We start from the raw sequence: 20,739 nt of genomic DNA, 5'->3' as shown, positions 1-20,739 counted from the left end.
GATCGTTCCGCGACCTCTCACCGGCCCCGCCGGCGGACGTCGCTGAAAGCGCTGAAGCCGGTCAAGAGGAGACTGATCGCAGCGAGGGCCATCCACCATCTCGGCATGCACGAGGCCGCCGTGGCGAACACGAAGCCCGTCGCCATCGTGAACAGGATCAGCGAGGCCGAGAACCCGCCTCGATCCTCCGGGGTCACAGCGAACCCGCCTGCGAACGATCACACCGGTCCGCTCCATCGCAGAAAAGCCGACGGCCCTCAGGACACTCTTCGGCCTTCTCTCCTAGCTGATGCATCGGTGATTCTCCTTCCCCATCGTTGCGGCGATGGTGATCGAGCACGGCGGTCGATTCTCGGTAGCGGCGATGAAGACGAACGGGCTGCTGGCCGTGAGACCGACGAGTGGAGTGGACACGCCCGTCTGGTTCCCACGAGTCACAGCAGTCCTCCTCGGTCGTGCGCTCGACCGGTCCGAGAAGGAGCGCGACGAGCCGACCGTGTCGATGAACGGTTCAGGATCACCGACGCGGCAACCGTGTATGCGAGAGCGATCGCGAGCACAGCGGACAGCATTCCGGCGGGATTCGGCTCCACCATGAGCGCGGGCAGTCCGTTCTCCGTCGTCGATTGTGCAGCGAGCATCCCGGGAAGTACGACGTCTTCATCCGTCGCCAGCGCGAAGCTCAACGACCCCATGAGCCCGAGAAAGACGGCGGCTGCGCCCAGAGCTAGGCCTGCCGGGGCTTTCGTGAGGGCGCCTGCCACTGCAGTCATTTCAAGCACTCCTTTGTGACGTGATGACCGGTGTCTTCGAGCTTGAGAAGACCGGTCCGTATCCGCGCTCTGCGGTTGGCGACGAAGGGCAGGAGGATTCGTCGGCTGCTCTCGAGGCGGTGGCGCGGGACGCGGCACTCGACCCGAGGCGACGGGAGGCGAGAGCTTCGTTGTGGGGCGGCCCGACGCGGAAAGCGGGCAGAGCGACCGTCACAACCGGCCCGCTCTGGCCGCTGTTGTGGGACGTGGGTGGAATGTCTCACTCGATCGGTGGCCTACTCGAGCAAGGGGGCGACAGTGGCTCTAGCGTCCCCGCCGCGCGAAGTCACCGAAAGCGCCGAAGACGGCCTCGAGGAGGCTGATCGCGGCGAGGGCGATCCACCACGTCGGATTGCACGCGGCGACCCCGGAGAACACGAAGACCGTCCCCCTTGGTGAACATGACCAGCGAGTACGGCAACCCGTCCTGGTTCTCAGGAGTCACAGCAGACCTGCTCGCGAGCGATGACACCGGTCGCTTCCGACGGAGAAGAGCCGACGGCTTGCACGACACTCTTCTGCTTTCTCTTCCGGTCGGAGCATCGAAGGTTCTACTTCCCCCGCCGGTGGAAATCGACGAACGTGCTGTATCCAGTCAGGAGCAGCATGATCGCGGTGAGGATGATCCACCACGCCGGGCGGTTCTCGGTGGCGGCGATCCACACGAACAGGCTGCCGGTCGTGAAGCCGACGAGCGGAGTCGAAACGCCCGCGTCGTTCTTACGAGTCAATGCAGGCCGCCTTGATCGCGGCCACTCCGGTCACTTCCGCTGCCAGATCGCCGACGGCATCGATGATCGCTTGCCGCTTCTTGTCAGCATTGGATGAAGTCTTCCACGCGCGGTAGATCACTTCCATGGCCTTTTGAATGGTGCCGAATCTCGACGCCAACTTCGCGATCTTACCCGCGAGATTAGCATTGAGGGCGATTTCGCCGGCCACTACGGCGAGGCATTGCGTCCACCCCCAGGCGTCACTCGGATCGGCGATCACCGGGAATGCCGTCGCCTCGTCGAACGCCACGGTCTGGATGAGAGTATCCCCGTCCAAGGAGAAGCTCGTGGCGACAGTACGGCCGAGGGCGTCATACGCCCATGGGGTCTGATAGCCACCGACCAGATCGCCCTCGGGCAAGCGGACCGCGACCGAACCGTCCGGCTCGACCGTCGCCTTCGCTCCGGCTGGAAGCGAGAGGGGGAAGCGGTACTCGTGAGCCGCTGCGGCTGAGTCGACCCTGATCAAGGTCTGCGTGCCCTTGTCCGTCGGATAGCTGCTGATCACCGCGTCCTCGAGGGTGGTCGTCAGGACCGGTTCGTCCGAGCCGACGAAGAGGCCGTCCGGAAGAGTGTCCGGGTCGACCAGTGCGGAAGACGACACCTCGCCAGGGAGAGTGATGCCCGCCGCATACACTCCGGCGTCTGTCACGACCGTGTTCGTCTCGGGAACAGCCTCGGTGGTGATCGCGGCCGATGACATCTGATCACTGCTCTCGATTTTCGACATCGCTTGAGCGGGACTCGCCGCTGCAATGACGACCGCCGCAGCGACCAAGCTCGACACAACGATTGTGGGACACGTTCTTGACCTTGTTCGCATGATTACTCTGTGCACTCCTTTGTGACCTCATGACCGACGTCTTCGAGCTTGAGAAGACCGTTCGGTTTCCGCTCTCTGCGGTTCACGGTGAAGAGTAGGAGGGTCGAACGGCTGGTCTGAGTGCGATGGCGCCCGACGTTGCATTCGACGCCCCTGCGACGGGGGCTGAACGGTTCGTCACGAAGAGAGGCCTCACTCCGTGGGGCGCATCATCGTCGCCGGTGATCCAACGCGATCCGCGCCTGTACAGGCGTCCGCCAGTTGCTCGTCCTGCCGACTCCGTTGGTAGACAGGTCCTTCTGCGGCGCCGAGCGACCGCCTCGATGCTCATCACCCAGTGATGAATCTGGCGCGAGACACGGCATACGTATATGGCAGCGGGGCTCCGCGGGAAGACACTGCGGCACGACGGAAAGGGCGGAGGCCGGACTTCGAAACTCGACCTTCGACGTCGAGCCGCTTCGCGCCCCACGGCGGAACCGCCGCCGAACCTCTCCCGGTGGAGCGGGAGGAGTTCGACGGCGGCTCCGGAACGGCGCGGCGGTCGAGGCGGCCCGCCTCAGCCCTTGACCGCTCCGGAGGTCATGCCGGCGACGATCTGGCGGTTGAAGAAGATGTACATCACCAGCGGCGGGATCGTGATGAGCAGGACGTCCATGAAGAGGAGGTTCCAGGACGAGACCGACTGCGAGGAGAAGTTGTAGAGCGTGAGCTGCACGGTCGCGTTGTCGTCGCCCGGCAGGAAGTACAGCGCGTAGGTGAAGTCGTTGAACACCGTCACGGCCTGCACGACGATCACCGTCACGATCACCGGCTTCAGCAGCGGCAGCACGACGGTGAAGAACAGGCGGAAGGGCCCGGCGCCGTCGATGGTCGCCGCCTCGTCCAGCTCGCGGGGGATCGTCGAGACGAAGGCGCGGAACAGGAGGATGCAGAAAGAGAGGCCGAAGGCGACGTGCACCGCGATCAGGCCGGGGAGGGTCTTGAAGAGCTCGAGGCCCTGCAGCACCCAGATCGTCGGGACGACGGCGGGCGGGATGATCAGGCCGGCGAGGACGAAGCCGTTGACGAGCGGGTTCCACTTCGACCGGCGGCGCTGGAGGACGTAGCCGACCATCGCGGCGAGGACCACCATCACCGTGACGGAGACGATCGTGAGGATCGCGCTGTTCGCGAAGGCCCGCAGCAGCACGAAGTTCCGGGCCGAGACCACCTCCTGCAGGTTCTCGAGGAACACCCACTCGGTCGGCAGCGTGAAGCCGAGCAGCGACGACTCCTGCTGCGTCTTCGCGGCGGTGAGCACGATGAAGAGGAAGGGGACGATGAAGACGATCACGGCGAGGACGATCGCGGCGATGCCGCCGCCGTAGCGCCAGGCCCGGGAGCCGCGGCCGACACCGCGCTGGCGCACCTTCGCGCGCAGCGGGTCGTCCTCGAGCGGGGTCGGCGAGAGCGGGGCGGGAGTGAGCGGCGTGGTGGTCACAGCTCCTTGTCCTTCCGGTTGAGCCAGGCCGAGAGCGGGAAGATCAGCGCTGCGACGACGAGGAAGAGGATGACGTTGCCGGCGGTCGAGAGCCCGTAGAAGCCGGCCTGGTACTGCTTGTAGATGACCGAGGCGACCACGTCGCTGGTGAAGCCGGGCCCGCCCTTGGTCATCGCCCAGATCAGATCGAACGAGCGCAGTCCGCCGATCAGGGAGAGGAGGATGACCGTCACGGTCGCGGGACGCAGCAGCGGCAGTGTGATGTGCCGGAAGTTGTGCCAGGCGCCGGCGCCGTCGACGCGGGCGGCCTCGAAGTAGTCCTGCGGGATGGCGACGATGCCGGCGATGTAGATGAGCGTCGCGAGTCCGACGCCCTTCCAGACGTCGACGAGTGCGACCGAGAGGAGCGCCCACTGCGGGTCGGTCAGCCAGCCCGGTCCGGTGAGGCCGATCGTCGCGAGGCCCTGGTTGACCAGGCCGTCGAACGGGTCGAGCAGCACCTTGAAGGTGATGCCGATGCCGATCGTCGAGACGAGGACCGGGAAGAACACGACGCTGCGGAGGAAGCCGCGGCCGATGATCTGCGAGCTCAGCAGCACGCCGAGGGCGAGTCCGAGCACGATCTTCAACCCGGAGGTGATCGCGGCGTAGATGAAGGTGTTGACGAAGCCGGTGGTGAGCGCCGGGTCCTGGAAGAACTCGACGAAGTTCTCGAAGCCGATGAAGGTCGAGTCGAAGAGCGTCCAGCGGGTGAGGGAGAAGTAGAGCGAGGCGACCGTCGGGACCAGGAAGAGGACCACGTAGAAGACGCCGGCCGGCAGGTAGAACCAGGTCGGGTACGGGCTCTTCATCGCCCGGCGCCGCGTCGTCGGCTCGGGGGAGCGGGAGGGGTCGGAGCGCCGAGCCGGGCGCTTCTCCATCGTTGCGGTCATCAGATCTCCGTCGATCGGCCGGTGCGGGGTGAGGGGAGGGGGAGGGCCGAGGGGGCGCGAGCGGAGGGGTGCCCCCGCTCGAGCCCCCGGAGGCTCACCAGCCGTCGAGGCCGAGCTGCTTGGCCTGCTTCGTGACGTCGTCGTCGTACTGCTGCGCACCCTCCGCGGCGGGGGTGATGCCCGAGCCGACGGCGACCGTGATCTGCTCGAGCGCCGGTCCCTTGATCGGCGAGAGGAACTCGAGCGCGAGGCCCGTGTCACCGCTGTCGAAGTAGGGCTGCATGTCCGACACCAGGGCGGGCACGTCGTCGGGCAGCGTGCAGCCGTCGATCACGAACGGACCCTGCGGTGCGGCGATCTCGCTCTGGATGTCGCAGCTCTCGGGAGTGACGAGGAACGCCATCAGCTTCTTCGCGCTCTCGAGCTTCGCGCCCTCGGTCGACTTGGGCACGTAGACCGCGTTGGGCTGCCAGACGGTCAGCGGGTTCGAGTCGGCCGACTCGCCGGGCAGCGGGAACAGGCCCACCTTCTGCAGCGAGTCGGGGTAGTTCTGGATCAGCGGACCGGCCGCGAAGGTCAGCATCGGGTACTGAGCGCCCTCGCCGGTCGCGACCATGCGGACGCCGTCGTCGTAGGTGGCGGAGGCGTAGTCCTCGTTCACCAGACCCGACTCGGCGACCTGCTGGAGGTGCTCGAAGCCGGCCAGCGCGGGCTCGTCCACGTACTTGGCCTCGTTGGCGGTGTACTGCGTCGCCCACTCCGGGTCCTGCTCGAGCACGTTTGCGAAGTCGCCCAGCACGAAGAGCTGCGAGGTCCAGGTGTCGCCGTAGGTCTGGATGATCGGCGCGACGTCGCCGGCGGCCTTGATCTTCTCGCTGTTCGCGATGAACTCGTCCCAGGTCTTCGGCACGGTCAGACCGAGCGACTCGTAGACGTCCTTGTTGTAGAGGACCGCGCCGCCCATCGCCTGCCCCAGCGGGATGCCGTAGAGGTCCGCGTCGGTCGAGACCACGGTGCGGAAGCCCTCGTCGAGCGAGTCGACCCAGGGCTCGTCCGAGAGCGGCGCGAGGTTCTGGTCCGGGTTGAGCGCCTGGAAGAGCGAGCCGGAGTTGTAGGCGAAGACGTCGTTCATCTCGCCGGTGGCCAGGCGGGTCTTGATCAGGTTGTCGCCCTCGCTGCCCTGCGGCCGGGTCTCGATGTCGAGGGTGATGCCCTCGTTCTCCTCCTCGAATCTCGTCTTCAGCGCGTCCCAGAGCTCGACGGTCGCCGTCTGGTTGTCGATCAGCACGCTCAGCGTGGATCCGTCGGCGGAATCGCCGCCGCCGCCTCCGGTGCTGCAGCCGGTGAGCGCGAGAGCGAGAGCCGCTCCTCCTGCGCCGAGGGCGAGCACTGCTCGCCGGTTCTGTCGGGTCGACATCACTACCTCCATGTAGGGACAACTTCTTCGTTGCGGGGGTGCCCGGGGGCTGTCGACCTGCCGGCCGGACCGGTGAGAAGGCCGGGCCGCGGGGCGACGCAGGGAGAACCTACGTCCGTGTCGTGAAACGTGTCAACGAAATTGCGAAAATTCGTGGATCGATCTACACAATCGACGATGAACCGTTACAGTGGCGTTCGCGGAGGCCCCGATCGGGGCGCCGTCGGATCACGGCAGACGGCAGAAGCAGCAGCGCGAGGAGGCGATGATGAGCTCGATCGAGAACGGCCCGGCGGGCCCCGCGACCATCCAGGACGTCGCCGTGCACGCCGGTGTCTCCCGGGCCGCGGTCTCCAAGGTGATCCGCAACGCCTACGGCGTCAGCCCGTCGATGCGCGAGCGCGTCACCGCCGCGATCGAGGAGCTCGACTACCGGCCGAGCGTCGCGGCGCGCGCCATGCGCGGCTCCAGCTTCACCCTCGGCGTCGAGGTGCCCTCGCTCGACAACGCCTTCTTCAACCGGATCGTCACGGGCGCGACCACCGCGCTCGAGGGCACCCGCTACCAGCTGGTAGTGGCGCCGGTGCAGAGCGACCTCGGCGACGACGGGCTGCGGGCCATCGAGGCGCTCGTCGACCGGCAGGTCGACGGACTCATCGCCGTCTCGCCCGTGGTCAGCCACGCCTGGCTCGAGCGGCAGTCGAAGCGGATCCCGATCGTGATGCTCGGCCGGCACGACGCGTCCGTCGGCTACGACACCGTCACCAACGACGACATCGCGGGGACGGACCTCCTGATGGACCACCTCTTCGCACTCGGGCACCGCCGCATCGTCCACCTCACCGAGAGCAGCCAGGTCACGCACAAGCTCGCGGAGGCGCCGCACTTCGTCCGCCGCGTCCGGTACGAGGAGCGGATGCGCGAGGCCGGCCTCGAGAGCGAGATGCGCATCGTGCACGTCGACGCGGCGCGCAGCGACGCCCGGGTCCGCTCGCTCGAGCTGTTCCGCTCACCCGACCGGCCCACCGCCCTCTTCGCGGGCAACGACTCGCTCGCGCTCGGCGCGCTCTGGGCGCGCAGCGACGCAGGACTCGACGCCTCCGAGCTCTCGATCGTCGGCTACGACGACATCGAGATCGCCGCCCACCCGGGTGTGTCGCTGACGACGATCGACCAGCACGGCGAGACGCTCGGCGCCCGCTCGGTCGAGCTGCTGCTCGAGCGGATCGCCGGCAGGACCGACGCCGTGCACTTCGAGGTCGACCCGGTGCTGCGCGCCCGCGCGTCCTCCGCCGCGCTCCGCACCTCCTGACTCCCCGCAGACACCTCGACCACTCCTGACATCCGCAGACACCCACGACCACTCCTGACAGAAGGACGATGATGACCGACTGGACCGCCCGCTTCACGGCCCCCGCCGACGCCCTCGGCGCCGCGCCGCTGCTCCGCCGCGAGACCGCCCTCGAGACCGGGCACGGCGACGTCGTCTCGGCGACCCTGCTCCTCTCGGCCCTCGGGATCGTCGAGGCCTGGATCGACGGCGAGCCCGTCTCGGACGAGCTCTTCACGCCGGGCTGGACGAGCTACGAGTGGCGCCTGCGCTACTCCGAGCACGACGTCACGCGCCTCGTCTCCGGCGACTCCGTCGTCCTCGGCCTCGCCCTCGGCGACGGCTGGTACCGCGGCCGGCTGACCTGGGGCGAGGGCGCCGCGCCCTACGGGACCGAGATCGCGGGCTTCGCCGAGCTGCGGATCCGCTTCGCCGACGGCGCCGAGCAGGTCATCGCGACCGACGACTCCTGGCGCGCCGCGACCGGCTCGACGACCGCCGACAGCATCTACGACGGGCAGGACATCGACGCCCGCCTCGAGCCGCAGGGCTGGAAGGCGGCCGGCTTCGACGACTCCGCCTGGACCGCCACCCGAGAGGTCGACGTCGACCTCTCGAAGCTGGAGCCCTACATCGCCCCGCCGGTGCGCCGCCTGCGCGAGGTCGCCCCGCAGAGGATCTGGACGAGCCCCTCCGGCCGCACCCTCGTCGACTTCGGCGAGAACCTCGTCGGCTGGCTGCGGGTCGAGGTCGCCGGTCCGGAGGGGAGCGCCGTCACGCTGCGCCACGCCGAGGTCCTCGAGGACGACGAGCTGGGCGTCCGGCCGCTGCGCGAGGCGAAGGCCACCGATCGCTTCACGCTCTCGGGCGGCGCGGACGTCTTCGAGCCGACGCTCACCTTCCACGGCTTCCGCTACGCCGAGGTCGAGGGCTGGCCCGGGGACATCGCCGACGGCGCCCTCACCGCTGTCGTCGTCAGCAGCGACCTGCGCCGGATCGGCACCTTCCGCAGCTCCGACGAGCTCGTCAACCAGCTGCACGACAACGTCTACCGCGGCATGGTCGGCAACTTCCTCGACGTGCCGACCGACTGCCCCCAGCGCGACGAGCGCCTCGGCTGGACCGGCGACATCGCCGCGTTCGCCTCGACCGCCGTCTACCTCGCCGACGCCGAGGACTTCCTCCGCGACTGGCTGCGCGACCTCGCCCTCGAGCAGGCGCACCACGACGGCGCCGTCCCCTTCGTCGTGCCGGACGTGCTGAAGCGCCGCGCGGCCGAGACCAGCTTCCCCCCGATGGACTCCACCGCGCTCTGGAGCGACGCCGCGGCCTGGGTGCCGTGGGCGGTCTGGCAGGCGTACGGCGACCCGACCGTGCTCGAGGAGTCGTTCGCGTCGATGGCCTCGCACGCCCGCCGGGTGCGCTCGAAGCTGTCCGAGTCGGGGGTCTGGGACACCGGCTTCCAGTTCGGCGACTGGCTCGACCCCGACGCGGCGCCCGACAAGCCGGCCGACGCGAAGGCCGACACCGGCGTCGTCGCCACGGCCTGCGCCTACCGCACGGCCCGCATCGTCGCCGAGAGCGCCGCGGTGCTCGGCCGCACGGAGGAGGAGCGCGAGTTCACCGAGCTGGCCGACGGCCTCCGCGAGGCGTTCCGCGCGCAGTACGTGTCGGATCAGCGGGTCCTCAGCGACTGCACCACCGTCTACTCCCTCGCGATCGTCTTCGGCCTGCTCGACGAGGACGAGCTCGGCTGGGCCGGCGACCGCCTCGCGGAGCTGGTCGCCGAGAGCGGCTACACGATCTCCACCGGCTTCGCGGGCACCCCGTTCATCACCGACGCGCTGTCCTCGACCGGTCACATCGATGCCGCGTACCGCCTGCTGCTGCAGCGCGAGTGCCCGTCCTGGCTGTACCCGGTGACGATGGGTGCGACGACGGTCTGGGAGCGCTGGGACTCGATGCTGCCCGACGGCACCATCAATCCGGGCGAGATGACGAGCTTCAACCACTACGCGCTCGGCGCCGTCGCCGACTGGCTGCACCGCGTCGTCGGCGGCCTCGCGCCGCTGGAGCCCGGCTACTCCCGCCTGCTGATCGCCCCGCAGCCCGGCACCGACCTCGACTGGGCGGAGTCCACGCTGGAGACCCCGCACGGCCTCGCCTCCGTGCGCTGGGACCGCCGCGGCGACGCGATCGACCTGGCCGTCACCGTCCCGGACGGCGCGACCGCCGTCGTCCGCACGGCCGGCACCGCGGACCGCGAGCTCGCCTCCGGCGCGCACACGCTCACGCTCTGAGCACGGAGGGGCCGTCCCGCGAGGGGCGGCCCCTCGCTCAGACGTCCGCGATGTGGTCGCGGACGAGGGTGCCGAACCGCCCTCTCGGAACGGCAGAACCGCGGAGCATCAATTTCAGTCCCGGTGATCCGGCGATGCGTCGCAGCGCCACCGCGGCATCGCGCCGAGCCCCGGTCTGCGCATCGTCGCCGATCCTCCATCCCCCGATGTCCTCTGCGCGGTGTGCATCTCTGATCTCCATCAGGTTGTAGATGTCGACGAGGTCCTTCTGGGCGCGGCGCGACTCGTAGGCGAGTGCTTTGAGGATCAGCGCTCGCTCGACGCCGGGGACGCGAGTCGAGAACGTGAGGTGCGTCTCGTCGAGCAGGACTGCCGTCACGCCGAGTTCGAGCGTTCCGTGCAGTGCCAGATCCAGACCTGGCGCGCTGTCGAACCCCCGGCCGCCGTGCTCCATGCTCTCGAACCGTCCCGTCAGAGACGGGACCAGGACATCGATCGCCCGCGCACCCGATGTGTAGTGGTTGCCTGCACTCGGCGTGTACCCGAGCCCGATCAGCACGTCGTGAAGTGTCCCCTGTGCGGCGATGAGGGGGGACACCGCGGCGTCCGCGTCAGCGGTTCTGCGCACGACGATTCCTGAACTCGGGTACGCACCGCAGAGAAGTGCCACCATCTGCCCGCCGACGATGCAGGCGTCCTCCATGTCGGAGATCGCGAGCGACGCGTCCTTCAAGGCGTGGAGCGCGGCGTCGTCGGCTCCGGACGTCGAGGGGAGGACGACGGACGTCATCGCAACCACGCCAGCTCCTTGTCGAGGAGGCGATCGACGGCCTCGTCCACGTCGGAACCACCGGTCCGCCCCAGATCCCAGGCGGCGATGAGTGGATCGACCGTCCTCCCGGCCGGATACCACGCGGACGCCGTCGCCCAGAGAGTCCGGTCCGCCGGAACGACGACCCGCAGCGTTGCTTCAGAGGAATCCGTCTCCGCGAAGCCCGACGACTCCAGCGGGAGGCTCCTCGCCGCGTACACGACGGCGAGCGTCGGGATCCTCCACGGGGCGAGCGTGTCCGCGGCGCTGTCGCCGGAGAGCAGTGCCGTCAGGTCCGATGTCGATGCGCGTTCGGACTGCTCGATGACGGGCCGGTTCGAGTACCAGAGCTGCGAGAGGCCGCCTGGGCCCGGGTACTCCGCGAGGAACCGATCGAGGAGTGCGCGGGGGTCGCGCGCGATCCAGCCCCGCGTGGTCTTCTCGGCCAGGCTCGAGTCGGCTGCGAGCAGGTTCGAGACGGTCACCTGCGAGACGCCGCACTCTCGCGCCAGGTCCGTCTGGAAGCGGGGCTCAGGTGTCCTGGTCAGAATCCGCCGGAGCGCGAAGAGTGCATAGGGCGCGCGCCGGTGCCCGCCGATCTGCTGCCGAATCTCCGCTGCCGGCGTCAGCTCTTCTCCACGAAGGATGACGACTCCATCGGTCGTGCCGAAGAGCGCCACTCGGGGGTCGGCGAGCGCGACACGTCGACTGATGCTGTTGATCCGGGGAGCCACGAATCCGATTGTCGTTCCTGCAGCCGCTGCAGCGACCTGCTGGCGCATTTCGCCCGCAGTGGGGGGACGTGACAGGAAGACGAGGCGCACATCGATCCGTGCTCCGGAGGGAGGGGTGATCTGCACGTCACGCGGGCCGAGGATGCGGACAGCCGCTCCCGCATCCGAGAGCAGCTCCTGCAACGGCACTGCAGTATCGGCTCGGGTCATGAGAACAGCCTATAACCGTCTGAATGAATTCGTTCAGAAGCTTATATCTGGTGTTCGACTGAGTGCGCTTCCGTGCGTCGGCCGGGTCACGCCGCGACGGCGTCCTCCACGGGGTCGGTCGGCTCGTCCGGCTCGACGGGGTCCGGCTCGGCGAGGACCGCGACCGGCGCGAGAGGGGCCCCCTCCTCGGACACGTCGTCGTCCTGCGCCGGTGCCGCCGCCGCCAGCTCGGCCAGGCGCGCCCGCTCGACCGCCGCGATCAGCACGGCGAAGGCGACCTCGAGCGTGTCGGTGTCGCGCAGCAGGACGCGCTCGCCGGTCGCGGCGTCCAGGCGCAGCGTGCGGAAGACGGGCTGCGGGAGGTCGTCGGCGAAGGTGATGAGGCCGTGGACGACGCCGGTGCGGCGGGCGCGGGCGATCCAGCGGTTGGAGTGGGTGCGGAGAAGGATCATGACCGGGACCGTCCTGGCTGCTGGTGGTGCGCGGTGGGGGTGGGAGTGGATCCTCTCCGAGCATCCTGCACGATCGCCCGCTCCGCCTGTGCTTGACAGAAGAGTCGAGCGGCCTCAGTGCGCCCGGGCCCGTGCGCCCGCGGCCGCCCGCAGCGCCGCCACGAACTCCGGCACCACCGGATTCCCGGTGTCGCGGGCCAGCACTCCGATCTCGCGGACCGCCCGCGGATCGTCGATCGGGATCTCGCGCACGCCGTCCTCCGTCGCCGACGGGCTCGGCGGCAGGATCGTCAGCCCGAGCCCCGCCGCGGCCAGCCCGCGCGCGGCCCGGTAGTCGCCCACCTCGAAGGCGGGCTCGGGGTCGCGCCCCTCGAAGGAGAGCAGGCGCCGGGCCGACTCGTGCAGTCCGTAGCCGGGCGAGAGCATGATCAGGTCGAGGCCGCGCAGCTCCGCCACCGTCACCGAGCGGCGGCCGGCGAGCGGGTGCCGGTCGTCGACGACCGCGAGCAGCGGCTCCGTGTACAGCGTGGTCGTGCTGGTGCCCGGCAGCTCCGGCGGATCGGCGACGATCGCCAGCTCCGACTCCCCGTCGGCGACCGCCCGCAGGCAGAGCGCGCGCGAGCCGTGGCGAAGCCCGAAGCCGACGCGCGGCCACCGGCGGCGGAAGCGGCGGATCACGTCGGGGACGAACGTCTCGCCGAGCAGCGTCTGGAAGGCGATCGCGATGCGGCCGTCCTCGAGGTCGCGGGCCTGCTGCACCTCGGTGAGGCCCGCCCGGATCAGCGTCAGCCCGTCCTGCGCGACCGCCGCGAGCCGCCGGCCGGCCTCGGTCAGCACGACACCGCGGCCCTCGCGGCGCACCAGTGGCGCGCCGACCAGCTCCGAGAGGCGCGCGAGCGAGCGGCTGGCGGTCGGCTGCGGGACGCCCAGCTCCGCGGCGGCCGCGGTGACGCTCCCCGTCTGCGCGACGGCGACGAGCGTGGGCAGCAGCCGGAGGATCGCGGGCTCATCCATGTGGCCAGCGTATAGGTGGTCCGTGTTCCGGCATTAGTCATGCGCCGAGCGCGGTTCTAGCCTCGGAGGATGATTACCAGCGTCCGCCCCGCCGTCGGCGCTCCCGCAGTCTCGCAGCGCCGGCTGGCGCTCGCCCTCCTCGCCGCCGGGGTCGCGACGTTCGCCGAGCTCTACGCGGTGCAGGGCGTGCTCCCGCAGTTCTCGCGCGAGTGGGGGATCTCCGCCTCCGACGCCGCGCTGACCGTCTCGGCGGCGACCGTCGGGCTCGCGCTGATGGTCCTGCCCTGGGCGTCGATCGCCGAGCGGATCGGGCGCCTCGAGTCGATGCGGATCGCCGTGCTCTCCTCCGTCGTCCTCGCCCTGCTCGCCTGCGTCGCGCCGTCCTTCGAGGTGCTGCTCGTGCTGCGCTTCCTCAGCGGCGCGGCGCTCGGCGCGGTGCCGGCGCTCGCCGTGGCGGCGATCCACGACCGGGTCGGCGGAGCGGCCGCGACCGCCGCCGCCGCGGCCTACGTCTCCGGGACGACGCTGGGCGGAGCCGCGGGGCGCCTGCTGGCCGGCCCGCTCGCCGCGGCGGTCGGCTGGCGCGGCGCCCTGCTCGCCGTCACCGTGATGTGCGCGCTCGCGGCCGTCGCGTTCGTCCTCCTCGCGCCGCGCGGCGGGGTCCGCGGCGGACCGAGGGAGCCGGGCGGCTGGCGGGGCAGGATCGCGGGCGTCCTCCGCGACCCCGTCCTGCTCGCGATCGCCGGGCAGACGTTCTTCGTCGTCGGCGTGTTCGTCGCCGTCTACAACTACCTCGCCTTCCGGCTCGAGGCCGCGCCGTTCGCGCTGCCGCCCGCGCTCGTCTCGCTCCTCTTCCTCACCTACCTGGCCGGCACCGCGACCTCCCGGCTCGCCGGCGTCTGGGCGCCGCGCCTCGGTCCGCGCGTGCTGATGCGGATCGGCGTCGCCGCGATGATCGTCGGCCTGCTCGTGATGCTGTCCCCGCTGATCGTGGTGGTCGTCGTCGGGCTCGTCCTCTTCTCCGCCGGCTTCTTCGCCGTGCACGCCACCGGCGCGGCCTGGACCGGCGCGCGGGCGGCCCCCGCGCTGCGCGGCCACGCCGGCGCGGTCTACACGATCGCCTTCTACCTCGGCTCGGGTGTCGGCGGCTGGCTGCTCGGCTTCGTGGTCGAGGCCGGCGGCTGGGGCGCGCTGACCGCGGTGATGATCGCCCTGCTGCTCGTCGGCGCCGGCTGCGTCAGCCTGCCGAGCCGCGCGAGCGTCGCCTCCGCCCGCTGACCCGGCCTGGCCGGTCGCGGCGGGGCTGCGACAGGATGGAGGCTCGCGCACGGAGTGGGGGACTTCATGACCGACAGCACCCGGACGGATCCGCGGTTCCCGTCCGCGTACCAGCGCGGCTATCGAGGGCCGGGGGCCGCGGCCGGGCCGGCGGGTGGCGCGGGCGCGGGGGAGGAGCGGTTCCGCCGCCCGCGGCCGGGGGACGCCGTCGGTGCGCGGCGCCGGCCGGAGCCCGCGGTGCCGCATGCGGCGGCGCCCCGGGTCGAGGATGCGCCGAGACGTGCGCCGCTGCCGCGCGGCGGGGAGAGCGTCGTCGCGGGCGGCGCGCCGCAGATCTTCGATCCGCGGGCGACCGAGCCGCGGGCGATCGAGGACGACGGGTCGGTGCCGGAGTCGCAGGCGCCGGAGTCGCAGGCGCCGCGGAGGTCTGCGCTGGACGTGCGGGTCCCGGTCGCGCTCGCCGTGCTGGGCGTGCTGTTCGTCGCGGTCGGGCTGGCGATGGTCTGGGCCGCCGCCTCCGCGGTGTACTACTCCAACGGGTCCGAGGTGGAGCAGTTCACCCGGGCGATGATGAACTACCTCCCCGGACCGGCGATCACCACCGGGCTGCTCTCGATCGGCGCGGCCTTCACGGTGCGGGCGGTCCGCTCGTGAGCCGCCACGGGCCGTGGTGGCCGCTGCTCCTCGGCTACGCGGGTCTGCTCTGGGCGCTCGTGCTCGGGATCTGCGCTCTGACGGCCGTCCTGCCCGACAACTGGAGCTACTCCGGTGACGACGTGCCGCTGGTCGCGATCGTGCAGAGCGCGATCTGGACCGTGGCTCCGGCGGTGGGCACCGCGGCGTTCGCGATGACAGCGACGGCGCTCGCGGTCGGCCTCGTGCGGGCGGGCGGCGGCTCCGCGCGGAGAGAGGGGAGCGGCGACGGGGAGGACGGCGACGAGGCGTACGGCGACGCGGCGTACGGCGTCGGGGAGTACGGAGTCGCGGCGTACGGGTTCGGCGAGGACGGCGTCGCGATCGGGGAGGGCGTCCTCGTCGAGTCGCTGCCCGCGCGGGGCTCCGGCCGCCGCCGCACCTGACGCCCGCCCTCCCTCCGCACGCCCCCGTGCGACAGGATGAGGGCTCGATCGCACGAGTCGGGAGACACCCATGGCCGACAGCACCGGAACGGATCCGCGGTTCGACGCCGCCTATCAGCGCGGCTACCGGGGGCCGGCGCCCGAGGTGCGCAGCCGCGAGGAGGAGGCGTACCGGCGGCCCCGCCGCGAGAGTGGACGCCCGAGTCGCGTCGTCGCGGAGGCTGCGGCGCCGAGCCGCGCGGGGGAGCCGGCTCGGTCGGAGTCCGCGTCGGTCGCGCTCGATCCCGTGGCGAGCGCCGAGTCCGAGCAGGAGTCGACCGAGGAGCGGGCCGAGGCTCCGGGCGCAGACGTGCCGACCGCGGTCCGCCCGCTCGGTCGCCGTGTGCCGCTGACCCTCGCGCTCGCCGGCCTCGTGCTGACTCCGCTCGGTGGCGCCGCGGTGTGGTGGTCGACGCTCGCGGCCTACACGACGAGCACGGTCTACGAGCGCCTCGAGTACCAGCAGTACCTGCGGCTGCTGACGCAGTTCAGCGCCACGCCGCTGCTGACCGTCGGCCTCGCCTCCCTCGCCGCGGCCCTCGTGGTGCAGGCCGTGCGGCGGTCGCGCGCATGACGCCGGGCCGGGCGTGGTGGATCGCGGCCGCCGTCTTCGACGTCGTGCTGTGGGCCGCGCTGCTCGCGATCCCGGCGATCATCCTCGTGCTGCCGAACCAGTGGCAGGGCGACTCGCTGACCGCCCCGATCGAGATCGTCGTCCGCGCCGCGCTGTCCCAGGCGGCCGGTCCTCTGGCGACCGCGGCCCTCGGCCTGCTCGTCGCCCTCGTCGTGGCGGCGGCGCACTATCGGCGGCCGCGCCTCGAGCTCCCCGCCGACGACCCCTGGTCCGAGGGCGTCCTCGTCGAGCGCGCCACGCTGACCGAGTAGCGCCGGGAGGGGCGCGTGCCGAGCTCCGCCGTACGTCGGACGTGGGTCTCGATACGCCGCTGCGCGGCTACTCGACCGGCATGGGCCGCGCGGCCGATCATCCGCTCGGCAGATCAGCGGATCAGCGGGGCTGCAGTCACGCGTGGGCCCCATCCATGGTGATCGAGTAGCGCCCGGAGGGCGCGTATCGAGATCCGCCGTACGTCGTACGTGGGTCTCGATACGCCGCTGCGCGGCTACTCGACCAGCATGCAGGGGCCGCCGGCCTGGCAGCGGCGGGCCGCCGCTACTTCGCGAGGGCCCCGAAGCGGAACAGGTAGGTCGCGTCGAGGGTGTCCTCGATGCCGGTGACGCCGGCGGCGGCGACGACCGTCTCGCGGCCCTGGAGCAGCGGGACGATCGGCGCGTCCGCGGCGGTCTGCGCCTGGATCTGCTCGATGGCGGTGGCGCGCGCGGCGGGGTCGGTGGCGGTCGCCTCCGTGTCGATCAGCGCGTCGACGGCCGGGTTCGAGTAGCCGTTCGCGACCGAGGCGCCGGTCGTGGAGTAGGCCGAGCGGAGGAAGTTGTCCGGGTCCGGGTAGTCCGGGAAGAAGCCCAGCTGGTAGGCGGGATACCCGGCATCCGGGGTGAGCTGCGTGACGTAGCTCGTCCACTCCGTCGACTGCAGATCGACCGAGAACAGGCCCGACGACTCCAGTTGCGACTTGATCAGCGCGTACTCCTGGTCGGAGTCGGGACCGTAGTGGTCGGAGGTGTACTGCAGCGGCAGTGTCACCGGGGTCGCGACACCGGCGGCGGCGAGGATCGCGGCGGCGGCGTCCGGGTCGGGCGTCGCTCCGTACGCGTCGGCGAACGCCTGCGTCGCACCGGTCTGCCCGTCGAGGACCACCGAGTACGCGGGCGTGTAGGTGCCGCGGTAGACCTGCTCCGACAGCTCGTCGCGGTCGACCAGCGAGGCGACGGCCTGGCGGATCGCGAGCTTCTGCTCCGGAGTGCCGCCCGGCTGCGTGTTCACGTTGAAGGTGAGGAAGCGCACCGAGCCGCCCGGGCCGTCGACGACCTGCAGATCGGAGTTCCCGCGCAGATCCTCGACGTCGGTCGCGGTGAGCGAGCGGTACGCGACGTCGACCGCGCCGTTCTCCACGTCGAGCCGGAGGTTCGTCGACGAGGTGTACGGCTTCAGCACGACGTCCGCGGTCCTCGGCGCCGGACTCGAGGTCGACTCGTTCGCGGCGAGCTGCAGCAGCCCGCCGTCCTCGTAGTTCTGCACGGCGTACGGCCCGGAGCCGATCACGTCGGCGTCCTCGAGCAGCGCGTCGGCGGGGAAGACCTCCTCGTCGACGATCGGCCCGGCCATGCTCGAGAGCACGTACGGCCAGGTCTGGTCGTTCGGGACCGCGAGGGTGAAGACGACGTCGTCGCCGTCCTGCGCCACCGACTCCATGTTCGCGAGCAGCGGCGACGGCCCGTTGTCGGCCGCGATGTCCACGACCCGCTGGAACGAGAAGACGACGTCCGACGCGGTCAGCTCGTCGCCGTTCGAGAAGGTCAGGCCGGGGGCGATCGAGCAGCGGTAGGTCGTCGCGTCGTCGAAGCCGCACTCCTCGGCCGCCTCGGGGACGGGCGTGGTCGAGCCGTCCGCGTAGCTCAGCAGGTGCTGGTAGATCTGGTTCTGCGGCGTGAAGCTGCCGCGGTCCCAGGCTCCGGCCGGGTCGAGCGAGACGGTCGAATCGGTCGTGCCGATGACGAGGCGGTCGCTCGCGGCGGAGCCGCCCGAGGAGGCGGTGCATCCCGCGAGGGCGACGGCGGTGCCGAGCGCGGCGAGGGCGCCGAGGGCGCGGAGGGTCTGCATGCTGCTGCTTTCGTCCGTGGTGAGGGGGAGTGGTCGAGGGGGGGGGGGGCTAGACGGTCGCGAGCCGGAAGCGCTCGAGCGCGTCGGCGCCGCCGACGAGGTCGGCCAGCAGGTCGCCGAGCACGGGTCCGAACTTGAAGCCGTGGCCCGAGAAGCCGGTCGCGAGAGTGACGCGGCCGACCCGGTCGAGCACGAAGTCCTCCGTCGGCGTGGTGTCGTAGAGGCAGGAGATCGGAGCGGCGCTCGCCGCGTCGACGCCCGGCAGCCACTCGGCGACATAGGCCGTCAGCCGCGCGAGCCGCTCGGGCTCGGCGCGGAAGTCGCGGTGGTCCGGGTCGACGACGCGGCCCGTGCCGTGCTCGCCGACCTTGACGCCGACCCCGGGCGTCGCCAGGCCGTAGATCACCGGCTCGTCGCCGCGGTGGTGCACGAAGCTCGGCCAGGCGTCCAGCGGCACGTCCGTCGTGAAGTGCGCGGGCTGCTCCTGCGTGACGCGCAGCGGCGGGAGGGAGCGCCCAGCCGCGGCGACGAGCCCGCCGACGAGCCCCGGGGTCCAGGAGCCCCCGGCGACGACGACCGCGTCGGCGAGCAGCGGGCCCTCGTCGGTGACGAGCCGGACGCCGTTCTCGCGCTCCTCGATCGTCCGGACGCCCGTGCCCGCCCGGACGATCGCACCGTGCGACTCGGCCGAGGCCAGCAGCGCCTCGATCGCGACGGCGGCGTCGAGGCGCCCGCCCTCCGGGTGCAGCAGCACGTCGGTCTCGAAGCGCAGACCCGGCCAGCGCCGGGTGGCCTCGGCCGCGTCGAGCCGCTCGGCCGCGATGCCGTCGCGCGCGAAGGCCTCCTCGATCGCGAGCAGCGCGGAGGCGTCGCCGTGGTCGATCGCGCCGGTCGGGGTGAAGAGGCGCCGACCCGTTTCCTGCTCGAGCCGTGCCCACTCGCGGGCGGCGCGGCCGGTGAGCGCGCGGTAGTCGTCCTCCGCGTAGCCGCGGCGGAAGATGCGGGTCTCGCCGTGCGAGGAGCCGCGGTCGTGCCCGCGCTCGAAGCGCTCGAGGAGCAGCACCCGGTCGCCGCGCTCGGCGAGGGAGCGCGCGGCCGCGGCTCCGACGAGCCCCGCGCCGACGACGACGACGTCGCGCCCGCTCATCGGGCGCCCACCGCGTCGACGAGGCGCCGGGCGGGCATGGCCGCGCGCACGGCGGCCTCGTCGGCGAAGGCCTGCGGGGCGAAGCGGCCGGGGGCGTAGCGCTCGGCGTCGCCGAGGGTCGTGCTGCCCTGGAGCACCAGCTCGGCGACGAGACGGCCGAGACCGGGCCCGTGCGTCACTCCGGACTCGTTGTCGCCCGCGGCGACGAACAGCCCGGGCAGCTCGGGGACGGGGCCGGCGAGGAAGCGCCGGTCCGCGGTGTACGAGACGACGCCCTGGGTCCACTCGGTGTCGCGGAGCGCGTCGGCGGAGGCGGGGAGCAGGCGCGCGATCAGCGGGGCGAGGTGCGCGTCCATCGCCTCGATGAGGTCGGTGCGCTGCGGGCGGCGGTCGGCGGCGGCCTCGCCGAGGGGCTCGTAGCCGACGCCGTTGCCGTAGGTCAGGCCGCCGAGGTGCTCGCGGATCCAGAGACCGCCCAGCTCGGGCAGCATCAGCGTCGGCAGCGGCGGGAGGCCGAACGGCGCGGTGGTGAGGCGGCTCGCGACGACGCGGGCGAGCGGCAGGCGGCGGCCGAGCGGGGCGAGCAGCTCGTTCGTCCAGGAGCCCGCCGCGAGCACGACGCTGTCACCGGTGACCGTGCGCCCGTCGGCGACGCGGACGCCGCTCGCGCGGCCGTCGGTGGCGAGGACCTCGGTGACGGGCGCGTGCTCGAGGATCTCGACCCCGGCCGCGCGGGCCACGTCGATCAGGGCGAGGGCGGCATCGGGCGCGCTGATCTGGAGGCCGCGCGGCTGGACGAAGCCGCCCGCCACCGCGAAGGCGTCCAGGCCCGGGATCAGCTCGGCCGCCTGCTGCGGCGAGAGCTCGCGGGAGCCCTCGGGTCGCAGCGGATGCTCGGCGAGTGGGCCGAGGTGGTCGCGGACGCCGTCCTCGGTCACGGCGAGCCAGGCGCTGCCGGTGTCGCGGAGGTGGATGTCGCCGCCGCGGTCCGGGTCGACCGCGAGCGCGCGGTAGAAGTCGAGGCCGTACTGCTCGAGGTCGCGCTCCGACTCGTTCCAGTACCAGGCGTAGCCGGCGGCCCAGAGGCCCACGAAGCCCGCGCCGGCAGCGGTGGTGCCGCGCGCGGCGTCCCCGGATTCGACGAGGGTCACCCGGGCGCCCGCCCGCGCGAGGTGCAGCGCGGTGGCGGCCCCGAAGAGCCCGGCTCCGACGACGACGACATCCCTACTCATGCTCGGTATCCAACCAGCCCGGCCCGCTCGCGTCCCCCACATGACGCCCCGAGTCCCTGCTCCCCGCCGCGAGATGCCACTTGTGCACGCGACACGCCGTGGGAAGCGTGCACAAGTGGCATCTCGCGGGGAGGGA

At 71.5% G+C, this 20,739-nt stretch carries 20 protein-coding genes; 7 read left to right on the top strand and 13 right to left on the bottom strand.

Annotated elements, in window-relative coordinates:
* Positions 1-434 precede the first annotated feature (434 nt).
* From HQQ82_RS08580 to HQQ82_RS08555, 6 genes are all read right to left on the bottom strand, one after another.
* The gene (locus tag HQQ82_RS08580) at positions 435-773 is read right to left on the bottom strand and encodes a hypothetical protein (RefSeq protein WP_173232623.1); all 339 of its coding nucleotides are present in this window, start codon (positions 771-773) and stop codon (positions 435-437) included.
* 590 nt (positions 774-1,363) lie between these two features.
* Positions 1,364-1,543 carry a hypothetical protein gene (locus HQQ82_RS08575; protein ID WP_173232622.1) on the bottom strand — a complete coding sequence of 60 codons (180 nt, stop codon included), beginning with the start codon at positions 1,541-1,543 and terminating at the stop codon, positions 1,364-1,366.
* Positions 1,533-2,315, bottom strand: coding sequence for a hypothetical protein (locus HQQ82_RS08570; RefSeq protein ID WP_173232621.1), 783 nt, complete (start codon positions 2,313-2,315; stop codon positions 1,533-1,535). Before HQQ82_RS08570 ends, HQQ82_RS08575 begins: the two co-directional genes overlap by 11 nt.
* A 652-nt stretch (positions 2,316-2,967) precedes the next feature.
* Positions 2,968-3,765, bottom strand: a complete 798-nt coding sequence (locus HQQ82_RS08565) for a carbohydrate ABC transporter permease (RefSeq protein ID WP_367947911.1) — start codon at positions 3,763-3,765, stop codon at positions 2,968-2,970.
* Positions 3,766-3,887: 122 nt separating this feature from the next.
* The gene (locus tag HQQ82_RS08560) at positions 3,888-4,823 is read right to left on the bottom strand and encodes a carbohydrate ABC transporter permease (RefSeq protein WP_173232620.1); all 936 of its coding nucleotides are present in this window, start codon (positions 4,821-4,823) and stop codon (positions 3,888-3,890) included.
* Between the two features lie 94 nt (positions 4,824-4,917).
* The gene (locus tag HQQ82_RS08555; RefSeq protein WP_254071350.1) at positions 4,918-6,240 is read right to left on the bottom strand and encodes an ABC transporter substrate-binding protein; all 1,323 of its coding nucleotides are present in this window, start codon (positions 6,238-6,240) and stop codon (positions 4,918-4,920) included.
* A gap of 268 nt (positions 6,241-6,508) precedes the next feature.
* Between HQQ82_RS08555 and HQQ82_RS08550 the strand changes: the two genes are divergently transcribed.
* A complete protein-coding gene (locus HQQ82_RS08550) occupies positions 6,509-7,552 on the top strand; it encodes a LacI family DNA-binding transcriptional regulator (protein ID WP_173232618.1) in 1,044 nt (347 codons plus the stop codon).
* Between the two features lie 71 nt (positions 7,553-7,623).
* Entirely contained in the window at positions 7,624-9,870 is a 2,247-nt protein-coding gene (locus HQQ82_RS08545) for an alpha-L-rhamnosidase (protein WP_254071349.1), read from the top strand.
* A gap of 37 nt (positions 9,871-9,907) precedes the next feature.
* On the opposite strand, the gene HQQ82_RS08540 is transcribed toward HQQ82_RS08545, so the two are convergent.
* The 4 genes from HQQ82_RS08540 to HQQ82_RS08525 all read right to left on the bottom strand — a co-directional run bounded on the left by HQQ82_RS08540 (position 9,908) and on the right by HQQ82_RS08525 (position 13,091).
* A complete protein-coding gene (locus HQQ82_RS08540) occupies positions 9,908-10,669 on the bottom strand; it encodes a hypothetical protein (RefSeq protein WP_216848423.1) in 762 nt (253 codons plus the stop codon).
* On the bottom strand, positions 10,657-11,625 hold the full coding sequence (locus HQQ82_RS08535) for a hypothetical protein (RefSeq protein WP_173232615.1): 969 nt from the start codon (positions 11,623-11,625) through the stop codon (positions 10,657-10,659). Before HQQ82_RS08535 ends, HQQ82_RS08540 begins: the two co-directional genes overlap by 13 nt.
* 86 nt (positions 11,626-11,711) lie before the next feature.
* The gene (locus HQQ82_RS08530) at positions 11,712-12,077 is read right to left on the bottom strand and encodes a hypothetical protein (protein WP_173232614.1); all 366 of its coding nucleotides are present in this window, start codon (positions 12,075-12,077) and stop codon (positions 11,712-11,714) included.
* Positions 12,078-12,191: 114 nt separating this feature from the next.
* A complete protein-coding gene (locus tag HQQ82_RS08525) occupies positions 12,192-13,091 on the bottom strand; it encodes a LysR family transcriptional regulator (protein ID WP_173232613.1) in 900 nt (299 codons plus the stop codon).
* Positions 13,092-13,160: 69 nt separating this feature from the next.
* Between HQQ82_RS08525 and HQQ82_RS08520 the strand changes: the two genes are divergently transcribed.
* The 5 genes from HQQ82_RS08520 to HQQ82_RS08500 all read left to right on the top strand — a co-directional run bounded on the left by HQQ82_RS08520 (position 13,161) and on the right by HQQ82_RS08500 (position 16,372).
* Positions 13,161-14,369 carry an MFS transporter gene (locus HQQ82_RS08520; RefSeq protein ID WP_173232612.1) on the top strand — a complete coding sequence of 403 codons (1,209 nt, stop codon included), beginning with the start codon at positions 13,161-13,163 and terminating at the stop codon, positions 14,367-14,369.
* A gap of 66 nt (positions 14,370-14,435) precedes the next feature.
* Positions 14,436-15,023, top strand: coding sequence for a hypothetical protein (locus tag HQQ82_RS08515; RefSeq protein WP_173232611.1), 588 nt, complete (start codon positions 14,436-14,438; stop codon positions 15,021-15,023).
* Entirely contained in the window at positions 15,020-15,448 is a 429-nt protein-coding gene (locus tag HQQ82_RS08510; protein WP_173232610.1) for a hypothetical protein, read from the top strand. The genes HQQ82_RS08515 and HQQ82_RS08510 overlap by 4 nt, the downstream gene beginning before the upstream one ends.
* Positions 15,449-15,518: 70 nt before the next feature.
* A complete protein-coding gene (locus HQQ82_RS08505; RefSeq protein WP_173232609.1) occupies positions 15,519-16,061 on the top strand; it encodes a hypothetical protein in 543 nt (180 codons plus the stop codon).
* On the top strand, positions 16,058-16,372 hold the full coding sequence (locus HQQ82_RS08500) for a hypothetical protein (RefSeq protein ID WP_173232608.1): 315 nt from the start codon (positions 16,058-16,060) through the stop codon (positions 16,370-16,372). Before HQQ82_RS08505 ends, HQQ82_RS08500 begins: the two co-directional genes overlap by 4 nt.
* A gap of 286 nt (positions 16,373-16,658) precedes the next feature.
* Here HQQ82_RS08500 and HQQ82_RS08495 read toward each other — a convergent pair whose 3' ends face one another.
* From HQQ82_RS08495 to HQQ82_RS08485, 3 genes are read right to left on the bottom strand one after another with little or no spacing between them, the layout of a single operon-like run.
* A complete protein-coding gene (locus tag HQQ82_RS08495) occupies positions 16,659-18,224 on the bottom strand; it encodes an ABC transporter substrate-binding protein (RefSeq protein ID WP_173232607.1) in 1,566 nt (521 codons plus the stop codon).
* Between the two features lie 49 nt (positions 18,225-18,273).
* Positions 18,274-19,371, bottom strand: coding sequence for an FAD-dependent oxidoreductase (locus HQQ82_RS08490; protein ID WP_173232606.1), 1,098 nt, complete (start codon positions 19,369-19,371; stop codon positions 18,274-18,276).
* The gene (locus tag HQQ82_RS08485; RefSeq protein ID WP_173232605.1) at positions 19,368-20,603 is read right to left on the bottom strand and encodes an FAD-binding oxidoreductase; all 1,236 of its coding nucleotides are present in this window, start codon (positions 20,601-20,603) and stop codon (positions 19,368-19,370) included. The genes HQQ82_RS08490 and HQQ82_RS08485 overlap by 4 nt, the downstream gene beginning before the upstream one ends.
* Positions 20,604-20,739: the final 136 nt, after the last annotated feature.

This window comes from Rathayibacter sp. VKM Ac-2856 (genome assembly GCF_013205055.1).
Lineage (GTDB): Bacteria > Actinomycetota > Actinomycetes > Actinomycetales > Microbacteriaceae > Rathayibacter.
Note: the sequence above shows the minus strand (reverse complement) of the source record. Positions and strands in the feature narration are given on the sequence as shown.